We start from the raw sequence: 12,558 nt of genomic DNA on the forward strand, positions 1-12,558 counted from the left end.
CCCCCGGTGCGCGGCGGCCGTCCTGGCGTTCAAGCGGCTCAGCCCTTGCGGGCCTTGACCTCTTCGGTGAGCTGCGGGACGACGTTGAACAGGTCGCCGACCACGCCGTAGTCGACGAGGTCGAAGATCGGCGCCTCGGCGTCCTTGTTGACCGCAACGATGGTCTTCGAGGTCTGCATGCCGGCCCGGTGCTGGATCGCGCCGGAGATGCCGTTGGCGATGTAGAGCTGCGGGGAGACCGACTTGCCGGTCTGGCCGACCTGGTTGCTGTGCGGGTACCAGCCGGCGTCGACCGCCGCGCGCGAGGCGCCGACCGCGGCGCCCAGCGAGTCGGCGAGCGCCTCGATCACGGAGAAGTTCTCCGCGCCGTTGACCCCGCGGCCGCCGGAGACCACGATCGCGGCCTCGGTCAGCTCCGGCCGCCCGGAGGACTTGCGCGGGGTGCGCGAGACGACCTTGGTGCCGGTGGCCAGCTCGCCGAACGCGACCGTCAGCGGCTCCACGGTGCCGGCGGCCGGCGCGGACTCGACCGGCGCGGCGTTCGGCTTGACGGTGATCACCGCAGTGCCCTTGCTCACCGTGGACTTGGTGGTGAAGGCGGCGGCGAACACCGACTGCGTGGCGACCGGGCCGTCAGCGCCGGCCTCCACGTCGACGGCGTCGGTGATGATGCCCGCGCCGAGCCGCAGCGCCAGGCGCGCGGCGATCTCCTTGCCCTCCGCGGAGGACGGCACCAGCACCGCGACCGGGTTCACGGCCTTCGCGGCGGCCTCGAGCGCGTCGACCTTGGGGACGACGAGGTAGTCCGCGAACTCCGGTGCGTCGGCGGCCAGTACGCGGGTCGCGCCGTGCTCGCCGAGCACCGCCGCGGCGGCCTCGGCGCCCGGGCCGAGGTGGACCGCGACAGGCTCGCCGATCCGGCGGGCGATGGTGAGCAGTTCGAGGGTCGGCTTGCGGACGGCACCGTCCACGTGGTCGACGTAGACGAGGACTTCAGCCATGGGAATCGTTCTCCTGCGAATTCGGGAAGGGGCTGCGGGCCATCGGGTGGGGCGGCGTGGCCGCGGCTCAGATGAACTTCTGCGCGGCCAGGAACTCGGCGAGCTGCTTGCCGCCCTCGCCCTCGTCCTTGACGATCGTGCCCGCGGTGCGCGCGGGGCGCGCCGTGGCGTCCTGCACGGCCGTCCAGGCGCCGCCCAGACCCACCTCGGCGGCGTCCACGCCCAGGTCGGACAGGTCGAGCGTCTCCAGCGGCTTCTTCTTCGCGCCCATGATGCCCTTGAAGGACGGGTAACGGGCCTCGCCGGACTGGTCGGTGACCGACACCAGCGCCGGCAGCGCCGCCTCCAACTCCTCGCTCGCCACGTCGCCGTCACGGCGGCCGGTGACCTTGCCGTCGGCGACCGAGACCTCCGACAGCAGCGTCACCTGCGGGACGCCCAACCGCTCGGCCAGCAGCGCCGGCACCACGCCCGCGGTGCCGTCGGTGGAGGCCATGCCGGTGACGACCAGGTCGTAGCCGATGTGCTCGATGGCCTTGGCCAGCACCAGCGAGGTGCCGATGATGTCGGTGCCGTGCAGCGCGTCGTCCTCGATGTGCACGCCCTTCGCCACGCCCATCTGCAACGCCTTCAGCACCGCGCCGCGCGCGTCCTCGGGGCCGATGGTGACGGCGGTGACCTCCGCGTCATCGGCGGCCTCCGCGATCTGGAGCGCCTGCTCCACGGCGTACTCGTCCAGCTCCGACAGCAGGCCGTCGACCGCGTCGCGGTCGGTGGTCAGGTCCTCGGCGAAGTGACGGTCACCCGTGGCGTCGGGCACATACTTCACTGCGACTACGATCCTCAAGCTCACGCCTGCTCTCCTACTGCTTCCGTCCTGCACGTCTTCGTGAACTGCCAGGTTAGGCGCCCGCGGTGGCGGCTCCCTGCCGGGGCACGGCAACTACCCCGCCGAATATATTACTCGTCAGTACACACAGCTGTTTACCCATTCACAAGGCCCTTGAACTGTGATGTACCCGACGCGGGTGCACGCCGGTTCAGCGCGACAACCGGTGGAAGCCGCCCTGGTGATGGATGAGCGGCCCGCCGGGCCCGTGCGAGTCCCCGGCGACGGCCCGGGCCACCACGATCCGGTGGTCGCCGGCCGGCACCAGGCCCGCCACCCGGCCGACCAGCCAGGCCGCCACTCCGTCGAGCAGCGGCACGCCGTGCGGGCCGCGCGACCAGCGGGTCGGCGGCCCGAACCGGTCGGCCCCGGAACGGGCGAAGACCACGGCGAGTTCGCGCTGGTGCTCACCGAGGATGTGCACGCCGACGTGCTCGACGGTGGACACCGCGGGCCAGCAAGAGGCGCCGACGCTGATGCCGAAGGAGAGCAGCGGAGGCTCCACGGCCACCGAGGTGAGGGAGGTCGCGGTGAAGCCGACCGGGCCGTGGGCGCCTTGGGCGGTGATCACGGCGACACCGGCGGCGTGACGGCGGAAGGCCGAGCGGAAGACGCCCGGGTCGAAGTCGGGGCTGTCCGGGCGGGCCGAGGCGAGGTCGGGCGATGCGGTCACGGGTGAGTACGTCCTTCCGCGGCGGGCGGGCGGTCCGGCGGGCGGTCCGGGCCGGGCCCGCCGTCGGAGCTGAGGGGCGGTGGCGCTCAGCGGACCGGACAGCACCCGCGGGAATGTCGGCCGGAGTCGGCGGCGGCGTGTGCGCTCAGCGGTTCTCGGGACATAACGTCAGAGTGACGATTCGCGGCGTCGGCCGTCAAGGGCGCCCGGGCGGATGGAATCACCGTCACACCGGCCGTACGACCCGCCGGCCGTACGCTCCCTGCACCCGCACGAGACCGCGCCCGCCGGAGTGCGCACATGCAGGCGTCCGCGCGGGACGTCCGCTCCGGCCGCCCGTGACGTCCGGTCGCCCGCCCTCAGACCGCCGCACCCAGCGCGGCGATCACATCGGCCGTACGCGGCTGCCCGACGGCCCTGCGCACCACCGCGCCCTGCGCGTCGAGCACGAACACGGTCGGCGTCTTCAACACGGCCAGCCGCCGCACCAGTTCGAGGTGCGCCTCGGCGTCGATCTCCACGTGCCGCACGCCGTCCACCATGCCCGCCACCTCCGCGAGCACCCGCCGGGTGGCGCGGCAGGGCGCGCAGAAGGCGCTGGAGAACTGCACCAGCGTGGCCCGCTCCCCCAACGGCCCCCCGAGGTCGTCGGCCGTCAGCCGCTGCCCGCCGTCCTTGACCCGCACCCTGATCCTCCCGTCCCTGCGCCGGTGCACGATTCCGTAGCCGCTCGCGGCCACGAGCACGGCCAGGCAGACGATCAGTCCGGTCACGGCGGTCGCGCCTCCCTCGTCGTCCGTACCGCGCGCGTGCCTCGCGCCGCGGGCGTCTTCGCACCCTGTGCCTACGGCCCCGCCGGCCGTGCCCGCAAGTCCACCGTGGGCAGCGTTCACGCGACCGCAATGATTCCCGCGGGTGCGGCACGCCGTCCTTGGGTGATGATTCCAGCCATGCAGATCGATGTACGAGGGCCCCGCTTCGGTGCCGCGCTGACCACGGTGGTCCTCGCGGTGGTACTGGTCACCGGCAGCGGCCGGCTGCTGGCGGCGCAGGCGGTCGTGTTCGCCGTCGGCGCGGCGGCCGGCGTGCCCAAGTCGCCGTACGGGTGGGTGTTCCGCACCCTGGTCCGGCCGCGGCTCGGGCCGCCGACGGCGACGGAGGACGCGGCGGCGCCGCGTTTCGCGCAGGCCGTCGGGCTGTTCTTCGTGGCGGTCGGCGCCATCGGCTACCTCGTGGGGCCGCAGTGGCTGGGCCTTGCGGCCACCGCCTGCGCGCTGGCCGCCGCCTTCCTCAACGCGGTGTTCGCCTACTGCCTGGGCTGCGAGATGTACCTGCTGCTGAAGCGGGCCACGGCCGCCTGAGCGGCGGACCGCCCGAGGCCGGGGCCGCCGGCCTCACTCCAGCGCGGTCGGCAGCCGCATGGCCAGTTCCGTGCGGTCGGCGGAGTCGTGCAGGGCGGCGAGCACCGGCGCCGGCGGGGCCGCGTACACCGTCGGGTAGTCGTACTCGCCGAGTTCGGGCCGCACGGGGAAGGCCAGCCGCTCCTGGTCGAGGGAGAAGCGGGCGTCGACGCCGGGCTTGTTGCCGCGCGCGTCCTGCCGGGTCCAGCGGCCGGTGCCGGGCAGCAGCAGCGCGACGAGTCCGTGCACGACCGGCCGGCCGTCGTCCTCGGTGAGCCGCTGGTAGCACAGCCCGGCGGGGATGCCCTCGGCGCGCAACAGGGCCGCCAGGGCATGGGACTTGGCGTAGCAGATGCCGTTGCGGGTGCTCAGCACGTCGGAGGCGCGCCAGCTGACCCGGTCGTCGCCGCTGTCGAAGGAGTGCGGCACCTCGTCGCGCACGTAGGCGTACGCGGCCTTCGCATACTCATACGGCGTCGGTGCGCCGGATCGCAGCAGCGCGGCGGTCTGCCGGACCTGCGGATGGTCGTGGTCGATGACCTCGTCGGCGCCGAGATACACGGTGAGGTCGGTGGCTTCCGGGGTGAGCTCCATGGTGGGGAGCCTACGGAGCCTCCGACCTCTCGATCAATCAATTTACGAAGCTACGCATATTCATGCACTATCCGGCGTGCATCTCCTCGGCGATCGCGGCGGCGAAACCGTCCACGTCCTCCTCGGTGGTGTCGAAGGCGCACATCCAGCGCACCTCGCCGGTCGCCTCGTCCCTGAAGTAGAACCGGTAGCGCTTCTGCAGCCGCTCGCTGACCTCGCGGGGCAGCAGCGCGAACACGGCGTTGGCCTGCACCTGTTGGGTGACGGTCACCCCGTCGATGTCCCGCACCGCGCGCTCCAGCCGGCGGGCCATCGCGTTGGCGTGCGAGGCGCTGCGCAGCCACAGGTCGCCGGCGAACAGCGCCTCGAACTGCACCGACACGAACCGCATCTTGGACGCGAGCTGCATGGACAGCTTGCGCAGATGCTTGAGCGCGCGGACCCGGTCGGGGTTGAGCACGACCACGCACTCGCCGAGCAGCAGGCCGTTCTTGGTGCCGCCGACGGACAGGATGTCCGCGCCCGCGTCGGTGGTGAAGCGGGCCGGCGGCTCGCCGAGACTCGCCGCGGCGTTGGCGAGCCGCGCGCCGTCGATGTGCACGGCCATGCCCAACGCGTGGGCGTGGTCGCAGATCGCCTTGATCTCTTCCGGGGTGTAGCAGGTGCCCAGTTCGGTGCTCTGGGTGAGCGACACGACCTGCGGCTGCGCGCGGTGCTCGTCGTCGAAGCCGTACGCCTGCCGGTCGATCAGCTCGGGGGTGAGCTTGCCGTCCTCGGTGGGCACCGTGAGCAGCTTCAGCCCGCCGACCCGCTCCGGCGCGCCGCACTCGTCGACGTTGATGTGCGCGGACTCCGCGCAGATCACCGCGCCCCAGCGCTCGGTGACCGCCTGGAGGGCGGTGACGTTGGCGCCGGTGCCGTTGAAGACCGGGAAGACCTCGGCGGTCGGGCCGAAGTGGCCGCGGAAGAGTTCCTGGAGGTGCTCGGTGTACACGTCGGCGCCGTATGACACCTGGTGGCCGCCGTTGGCCAGCGCGAGGGCGGCCAGCACTTCGGGGTGGACCCCGGCGTAGTTGTCGCTGGCGAAACCCCGCACGCCCGGGTCGTGCCGCCGTACGGCGTCGGTGGAGCCGGCCGGGGCGGAGGCGGCGTCGGTGGACTCGGTCACGGTCGGGGCGTCAGCCACAGTCGGGTCCCGTTCACTTTCTGAGGGCTTGCATTCCACACGTCCGCGATGGCCTCGGCGAGGTCGCGCACGTCGGTGAAGCCGGCGAATTTGGCGTTCGGGCGCTGGGCCCGCATCTCATTGTGCACCAGCGCCTTGATCACCAGTACGGTGGCCGCCGCACTGGGGACCTCACCGCCGAGCTTGCGGAACGAGTCGCCCATGGCCAGCGTCCACGCCTCGGCGGCGGCCTTCGCGGCGGCGTACGCCGCGTTGCCGGCCGTGGGCGCGCTGGCGCCGGCCGCGCTGATCAGTACATACCGCCCGCCGGGGCTGCGCAGCAGGCCGTCGTGGAAGGCGAGCGTGGTGCGCTGGACGGTGCGCACCAGCAGGTCGTGCAGCACGTCCCAGTCGGCGAGTTCGGTCTCCGGGAAGGATGCGGAGCCGCGCCATCCGCCGACCAGGTGCACCAGGCCGTCGACCCGGCCGTGGTCCTTCTCGATCCGGCCGGCCCAGTCCTGGGCGGCCTCCAGGTCCAGCAGGTCCACCACCTCGCCGGTGATGTCGGCGCCGCCCGCGTCGTAGCGCGCCGCGTCGACCGCCTGCGCCAGCCGCTCGGGGTCGGCGTCGGCGGCGACCACATGGCTGCCGGCCCTGGCCAGCCGCTGGAGGACCGCCCGCCCGGCCGGTCCTGCCGCGCCCGCGACCGCGATCACCGCGCCGTCGAGTCCGCCTGCGTACGTGTCGGTCGTCATCTCCGCCTCCTCGCCTGCACCGGTCATGCGGCGCCTCGTAGCGCGCTGTCGCCGGTGATGCCCTTGGTCGAGGCGATCACCTCGCGGAGCTTCTTCGCAAGGGCCTCGTAGAACATGCTGAGCGGAAATTCGTCCGGCAGCACGTCGTCCACCAGCTTGCGCGGCGGGAGCGACAGGTCCAAAGCGTCCGCGCCCTTGGCCCAGACCGAGCCGGGGTGCGGGGAGAGGTAGGTCGCGACCAGGTCGTAGGCGGCCAGCCAGTGCACGAGCTTGGGCCGGTCGATGCCGTCGCGGTAGAGCGTCTCGATCTCGCCGCACAGTTGCGTGGTGACCTGGGGTGCGCGCTCCCAGTCGATGTGCAGGGTGTTGTCCGTCCAGCGTACAGCGTCGTGCTTGTGCAGGTAGGCGAAGAGCAACTGGCCGCCGAGGCCGTCGTAGTTGCGCACCCGCTCGCCGGTGACCGGGAAGCGGAAGAGCCGGTCGAAGAGGATCGCGTACTGCACGCCCAGGCCCATCGGGTGGCCCTCGGCCTGGAGCTTGACCGCCTCCTTGAAGGTGGTCAGGTCGCAGCGCAGCTCCTCCAGGCCGTACATCCAGAACGGGGCGCGCTGCTTGATCATGAACGGGTCGAACGGCAGGTCGCCGTGGCTGTGGGTGCGGTCGTGGATCATGTCCCACAGCACGTAGGTCTGCTGGGCGAGTTCCTGGTCGTCGACCAGGCGGGTCGCGTCCTCGGGCAGGTCGAGACCGAGGGTCTCCACGGCGGCGGAGGTGACCGCGCGGAAGCGGGCGGCCTCGCGGTCGCAGAAGATCGCGCCCCAGGTCCAGCGGTCCGGCGCCTTGCGCACGGCGACGGTCTCGGGGAAGAGCACCGCGGAGTTGGTGTCGTACCCCGGGGTGAAGTCCTCGAAGGTGATCGGCACGAACAGCGGGTTGTCGTAGCGGGTGCGCTCCAGCTCGGCGAGCCACTCCGGCCACACCACGCGGAAGACGACCGCTTCGAGGTTGCGGTCCGGGTTGCCGTTCTGGGTGTACATCGGGAAGACGACCAGGTGCTGGAGGCCGTCGCGGCGGTCGGCGGCAGGCTGGAAGGCCAGCAGCGAGTCGAGGAAGTCGGGTACGGCGAAGCCGCCGTCGGCCCAGCGGCGCAGGTCGGCGACGAGCGCGCGGTGGTACGCCTCGTCGTGCGGCAGCAGCGGCGCGAGCTGTTCGAGGGCGTCGACGACACGGCCGAGCGTGCGGACGGCGTCGTCGCGGGTGGGCGCGTCCTCGGCGTCGAAGTCGATCGAACCGTCCTTGCGCTGCCAGGGCCTGATTGCCTCGACCGCCTGCTTCAGGACCGGCCACTGGGGGTGTCCGAGCACGCCTTCGCCGGATACACCGCCTCCGGTCGCCACCTTCGACGAAAGAACTTCGCCCATGACCCCTCCTCCGCAAAAGAAACTGTCGTGCGAACAGCGTAGCCATGGCCGGGCCCCGTCTTCAAGGCCGCTTCCTTGAGATTGTGCGGCCAAGGCCGCCGAAGGCCGCTGTTTTTACGGCTCGACGCCAGGATGGGGCGCTAAAAGTTGCGGTGGATGCCGAGGTGTGCCCGGACGCACGGCACGATCGGCCGAAAGCCACGGCGGCACCGGGGAAGGACGGCGGGAAGGGGCACCCGGCGGGGTCGCCCAGGGCACTAGGGTGCCCTCATGAGCTTCCTCACCGTGGGCCACCGCGGGGTCATGGGCGTCGAGCCGGAGAACACCCTGCGGTCCTTCCGCCGCGCGGAGCGCGAGGGGGTGGACCAGGTCGAGCTGGACCTGCACCTGAGCAAGGACGGCGCCCTGGTCGTCATGCACGACGCCTCGGTCGACCGCACCACCGACGGCACCGGTCCGATCCGCGATCTCACCCTCGCCGAGATCCTCCGCCTGGACGCGGGGCTGGGCGAGCGGGTGCCGGTCTTCGAGGAAGTCCTGGACTGCGTGACGCTCCCGATCCAGGCCGAGATCAAGGACGCCGCCGCCGCAAGGGTGCTCGCCTCGGTGCTGCGGGAGCGCCACGAGACCGGCCGGGTCAGTGTGCTGTCCTTCCACGACGACGCGCTCGCCGAGATCCACACCCTGCTGCCCGAGGTCGCCACCGTGCTCGTCGCCGGGGACCTCGGCCCGGACATCGTGCCGCGCGCCCAGGCGGTCGGCGCCCGCCTGGTCAGCCTCGACCTCACCCAGCTCACCCTGGACGTCGTACGCCGCTGCCACGCGGCCGGGATCGCCGTCATGGCCTGGAGCGTCAACACCCCGCAGGACTGGGCGCTGACCCGCGCGCTGGGCCTGGACGGCGCCGCCACCGACCTGCCACCCGCGCTGGGCCGCGACCGCGCGGCAAGGGACGGAGTCGCGGCCCGGTAGCCGTCACCTGGCGCGACGCCATGGCGACCGACCGCGTACGACCGGACACACCGCGGACACAATCGTCCGGCATCCGGACGGAGTTCCGAATCGCGTGGACAGATCCACCCGTCGGATGCCAAGGTCCCGCCATGCGTCCCGCGATCCTCCCGTCCCGTCATCGCGCGGCCCTCGCCGCGGCCGCCCTGCTCACCATGGCGCTGGCCGCCTGCTCCCCGCAGGACGACGGTGACTCGTCGGCGAAGTCCTCGCCGTCCGGCAGCGCCGCCGGCACCACCGCCGGCTCGTGCAGCCCCGGCTCGCTCGCCACCCACACCGCGGGCAAGTTCACCGTCGGCACCGACAACCCGGCGTACGACCCCTGGTTCGTCGACAACAAGCCGTCCAGCGGCAAGGGCTACGAATCGGCCGTCGCCTACGCGGTGGCGAAGCAGCTCGGCTACGGCAGCGACCAAGTGGTCTGGCAGAAGGTGCCGTTCAACAGCGCCTTCTCGCCGGGCGCCAAGAACTTCGACGTGGACATCAACCAGATCTCGATCACCCCCGAGCGCCAGAAGACGGTGGACTTCTCCCCCGGCTACTACGACGTTCGGCAGGTGGTCGTCGCGCCCAAGGGCTCGAAGATCGCCGGGGCGCAGTCGCTGGCCGACCTGAAGAACGCGAAGCTGGGCGCCCAGGTCGGCACCACCAGTCTCGACGTCATCGACGACCTGGTGAAGCCGAGCAAGCAGCCCGCGGTCTTCCAGCGCAACGACCTCGCGGTGGCCGCCCTCAAGAACGGCCAGGTCGACGGCATCGTGGTCGACCTGCCCACCGCCTTCTACGTCACCGGCGCCCAGGTCCCCAGCGCCAAGGTGATCGGGCAGTTCGACACCACGGGCACCACGCCGGAGCAGTTCGGTCTGGTGCTGGACAAGGGCAGCAAGCTCACGCCGTGCGTCTCGCAGGCGGTCACGGCGCTGCGCGAGGACGGCACGCTCGCCGCGCTGGAGAAGAAGTGGCTGTCCGACGCGGTGAACGCCCCGGTGCTCAAGTGACCGTCCAGGACGGGCAGGAGCGCGGCGGCGGGGACATCGCCGTGCCCGTGCCGCCCGCGGCGGCGCAGGCACCCGCGCCCGGCAGCGGGCCTGACCCGGCCGGCGGGGCGAAGGGTGGCGCGGACCCGTACCGCCCCTCGGCGCGACGGCTCGCCCGGGAGCACTACCGGCGCACCCGCACCCGCCGCGCGTTCGCCGTCGCCACGGCCAGCACGCTGGCGACGGCGGCCGTGCTGTACGCGCTGATCGTCAACTCGCCCGGCTGGGACCGCACCCGGCAGACGTTCTTCGACGCCCACTACGCGCGGATCTCCCTCCACCCGATCCTGCACGGCCTGTGGCTGAACCTGCGGCTGCTGGCGGTGTGCGGCGCGGTCGTCCTGGTCGCCGGGCTGCTGATGGCGCTGCTGCGCACCCTGCGCGGCCCGGTGTTCTTCCCCGTCCGCGCCCTGGCGACGGCCTACGTGGACTTCTTCCGCGGGCTGCCGCTGATCATCTGCATCCTGCTGTGCGTCTTCGGCGTCCCGGCGCTGCGGCTGACCGGGGTGACCAACAACCCTGTGCTGCTGGGCGCGTTCGCGCTCTGCCTGACCTACACCGCCTACGTGGCGGAGGTGTTCCGCGCGGGCATCGAGAGCGTGCACCCCAGCCAGCGCGCCGCGGCCCGCTCGCTCGGCCTCAGCAACGCCCAGGCGATGCGCTACGTCGTGCTGCCGCAGGCCGTACGCCGGGTGGTGCCGCCACTCCTCAACGACCTGGTGTCCCTGCAGAAGGACACCGGCCTGGTCTCGATCGGCGGCGCGGTGGACGCGGTCTACGCCGCGCAGATCATCGCCAGCCGCGACTTCAACTACACGCCCTACGTCATCGCGGGTCTGATCTTCGTGGCGATCACCATCCCCATGACGCGCTTCACCGACTGGGTGGCCGCGCGGATGAACCGGCGACAGTCGCAGGGAGGCGCGGTATGAGCGCGAAGGGCCCGGTGGACGGGGCGAAGAGCGGCGAGGCGGGGACCGGCGGGACGAAGGCCGTCAGGGTCGAGGCCGGCGGGTCGGGTATCGGCGCGGGCGGGGCGAAGAGCGGCGAACGCCCGGCCGCCGCCAACGCACCGGCACCCGCGGCCGGGCCGGAGCCCGCGCTGCGCGCCGAACCCGTGCTGCGACTGGAGGCCGTGCGCAAGACCTACGGCGACACGGTGGTGCTGCGGGACATCGCGCTCGACGTGCCCGCGCACACCGTCACCACGCTGATCGGCGCGTCCGGCTCGGGCAAGTCCACGCTGTTGCGCTGCGCGAACCTGCTGGAGGACATCGACGACGGGGCGATCTTCCTGGACGGCGAGGACATCACCGACCCGCGCACCGACGTCGACGACGTACGGCGCCGGATCGGCGTCGTCTTCCAGGCGTACAACCTCTTCCCGCACATGACCGTGCTGGACAACATCACCCTCGCGCCGCGCCGCGTGCACAAGGAGCCGCGGGAGCAGGCCGAGAGCCACGCCCGGGAGTTGCTGGAACGGCTCGGCCTCGCCGACCGCGCCCGCGAGTACCCGGACCGGCTCAGCGGCGGCCAGCAGCAGCGGGTCGCGCTGCTGCGCGCGGTCGCCACCCGGCCGCGGCTGCTGCTCCTCGACGAGATCACCGCCGCGCTCGACCCGGAACTGGTCGGCGAGGTGCTGTCGGTGGTCCGCGATCTCAAGGAGGAGGGCATGACGATGGTGATCGCCACCCACGAGATGGCCTTCGCCCGCGAGGTCGCCGACCAGGTGTGCTTCCTCGACGGTGGCGTGATCCTGGAGCGCGGCACTCCCGCCGAGGTCTTCGGCGCCCCGCGCGAGCAGCGCACCCGGGACTTCCTGCGGCGCATCACGGCGGCCGGGCGGCTGTGAGCCGCGGCCGTACCGAAAGCGGCCGCGGTCAGCCGAGCCGCTTGGTCAGCAGCTCGAACTGCAGGTCGTCGCGGGTCGGGAGGCCGAACCGCTCCTGGCCGTAGGGGAAGGGCGACATCTCGCCGGTGCGGGTGTAGCCGCGGCGCACGTACCAGGCGATCAGGTCCTCGCGGGCGCTGATCACCGTCATGTGCATCTCGGACACGCCCCACTCCTTCGCGGCGACGCGCTCGGCCTCTACGATGATCACCTTGCCGAGCCCGGCGCCCTGGAGCGACGGGCGGACCGCGAACATGCCGAAGTAGGCGTGCAGTCCGCGGTGTTCGAGCTGGCAGCAGGCCACCAGCTCACCGTCGCGCTCGACGACCAGCATCATGCTGTCCGGCTTCTCCACCACGTCCAGCACGCCCTGCGGGTCGGTCCGCTGCCCCTCGATGAGGTCCGCCTCGGTGGTCCACCCGGTCCGGCTGGCATCGCCGCGGTAGGCGGACTCGACCAGTGCCACGAGCGCGGTCACGTCGGCTGGGGTCGCGGGGCGGAAGCTGAGGGATGCGGTGTCCATGCCGGTCAGGCTACCGAAGGCGGTCGCCGCCGCCGAGGCCCGTGCGCCGGTCGGCAGCCGGCACCGCGGCGCGGCGCCATCCCGGCCGGGGGGGCGCGCGCCGCGCGGTCGCACTCCCCCGGGCGATCCCGTGCGCTCGGCTGCGCGCCCGCAGGACCGGGTAGGACCCGAACGGACAGGCGGACGGGACAGGAC

General features: G+C 72.3%; 14 protein-coding genes. 5 read left to right on the plus strand and 9 right to left on the minus strand.

All coding sequences use genetic code 11. The features are described 5' to 3' along the window. Positions 1 to 38: 38 nt before the first annotated feature. From AC13HU_RS18370 to AC13HU_RS18385, 4 genes are all read right to left on the minus strand, one after another. Entirely contained in the window at positions 39 to 1,001 is a 963-nt protein-coding gene (locus AC13HU_RS18370) for an electron transfer flavoprotein subunit alpha/FixB family protein (protein WP_483042976.1), read from the minus strand. A gap of 67 nt (positions 1,002 to 1,068) precedes the next feature. Further along, positions 1,069 to 1,854 (minus strand): electron transfer flavoprotein subunit beta/FixA family protein, encoded by a 786-nt coding sequence (locus AC13HU_RS18375; RefSeq protein ID WP_483042977.1) that lies wholly within the window; start codon positions 1,852 to 1,854, stop codon positions 1,069 to 1,071. A gap of 187 nt (positions 1,855 to 2,041) precedes the next feature. Beyond that, the gene (locus AC13HU_RS18380) at positions 2,042 to 2,563 is read right to left on the minus strand and encodes a flavin reductase family protein (RefSeq protein ID WP_483042978.1); all 522 of its coding nucleotides are present in this window, start codon (positions 2,561 to 2,563) and stop codon (positions 2,042 to 2,044) included. Between the two features lie 359 nt (positions 2,564 to 2,922). Next, a complete protein-coding gene (locus tag AC13HU_RS18385; protein WP_483042979.1) occupies positions 2,923 to 3,336 on the minus strand; it encodes a TlpA family protein disulfide reductase in 414 nt (137 codons plus the stop codon). A gap of 177 nt (positions 3,337 to 3,513) precedes the next feature. On the opposite strand from AC13HU_RS18385, the gene AC13HU_RS18390 reads away from it, so the two are divergent. Continuing rightward, on the plus strand, positions 3,514 to 3,924 hold the full coding sequence (locus tag AC13HU_RS18390; RefSeq protein ID WP_483042980.1) for a DUF4395 domain-containing protein: 411 nt from the start codon (positions 3,514 to 3,516) through the stop codon (positions 3,922 to 3,924). Positions 3,925 to 3,957: 33 nt separating this feature from the next. Here AC13HU_RS18390 and AC13HU_RS18395 read toward each other — a convergent pair whose 3' ends face one another. The 4 genes from AC13HU_RS18395 to AC13HU_RS18410 form a co-directional block, all read right to left on the minus strand. Continuing rightward, positions 3,958 to 4,557, minus strand: a complete 600-nt coding sequence (locus AC13HU_RS18395) for a transglutaminase-like domain-containing protein (RefSeq protein ID WP_483042981.1) — start codon at positions 4,555 to 4,557, stop codon at positions 3,958 to 3,960. Positions 4,558 to 4,624: 67 nt separating this feature from the next. Then, on the minus strand, positions 4,625 to 5,743 hold the full coding sequence (locus AC13HU_RS18400; protein WP_483042982.1) for a threonine aldolase family protein: 1,119 nt from the start codon (positions 5,741 to 5,743) through the stop codon (positions 4,625 to 4,627). Beyond that, a complete protein-coding gene (locus AC13HU_RS18405; RefSeq protein ID WP_483042983.1) occupies positions 5,722 to 6,477 on the minus strand; it encodes an SDR family NAD(P)-dependent oxidoreductase in 756 nt (251 codons plus the stop codon). The genes AC13HU_RS18400 and AC13HU_RS18405 overlap by 22 nt, the downstream gene beginning before the upstream one ends. A gap of 23 nt (positions 6,478 to 6,500) precedes the next feature. Next, positions 6,501 to 7,898 (minus strand): DUF6421 family protein, encoded by a 1,398-nt coding sequence (locus tag AC13HU_RS18410; protein ID WP_483042984.1) that lies wholly within the window; start codon positions 7,896 to 7,898, stop codon positions 6,501 to 6,503. Between the two features lie 270 nt (positions 7,899 to 8,168). On the opposite strand from AC13HU_RS18410, the gene AC13HU_RS18415 reads away from it, so the two are divergent. The 4 genes from AC13HU_RS18415 (at position 8,169) to AC13HU_RS18430 (ending at position 11,801) form a co-directional block, all read left to right on the plus strand. Beyond that, complete coding sequence (locus AC13HU_RS18415) at positions 8,169 to 8,870, plus strand: glycerophosphodiester phosphodiesterase (protein WP_483042985.1); 702 nt, start codon at positions 8,169 to 8,171, stop codon at positions 8,868 to 8,870. A 131-nt stretch (positions 8,871 to 9,001) separates the two neighbouring features. Then, positions 9,002 to 9,907 carry an ABC transporter substrate-binding protein gene (locus tag AC13HU_RS18420; RefSeq protein WP_483042986.1) on the plus strand — a complete coding sequence of 302 codons (906 nt, stop codon included), beginning with the start codon at positions 9,002 to 9,004 and terminating at the stop codon, positions 9,905 to 9,907. Next, the gene (locus AC13HU_RS18425; protein ID WP_483042987.1) at positions 9,904 to 10,878 is read left to right on the plus strand and encodes an amino acid ABC transporter permease; all 975 of its coding nucleotides are present in this window, start codon (positions 9,904 to 9,906) and stop codon (positions 10,876 to 10,878) included. Before AC13HU_RS18420 ends, AC13HU_RS18425 begins: the two co-directional genes overlap by 4 nt. Positions 10,879 to 11,048: 170 nt before the next feature. Next, a complete protein-coding gene (locus AC13HU_RS18430; RefSeq protein WP_483042989.1) occupies positions 11,049 to 11,801 on the plus strand; it encodes an amino acid ABC transporter ATP-binding protein in 753 nt (250 codons plus the stop codon). A 28-nt stretch (positions 11,802 to 11,829) separates the two neighbouring features. Here the strand turns inward: AC13HU_RS18430 and AC13HU_RS18435 are convergent, their stop codons facing one another. Continuing rightward, complete coding sequence (locus AC13HU_RS18435; protein WP_483042988.1) at positions 11,830 to 12,363, minus strand: GNAT family N-acetyltransferase; 534 nt, start codon at positions 12,361 to 12,363, stop codon at positions 11,830 to 11,832. Between the last annotated feature and the right edge of the window lie 195 nt (positions 12,364 to 12,558).

It is taken from the genome of Streptomyces sp. NH27, assembly GCF_056859195.1.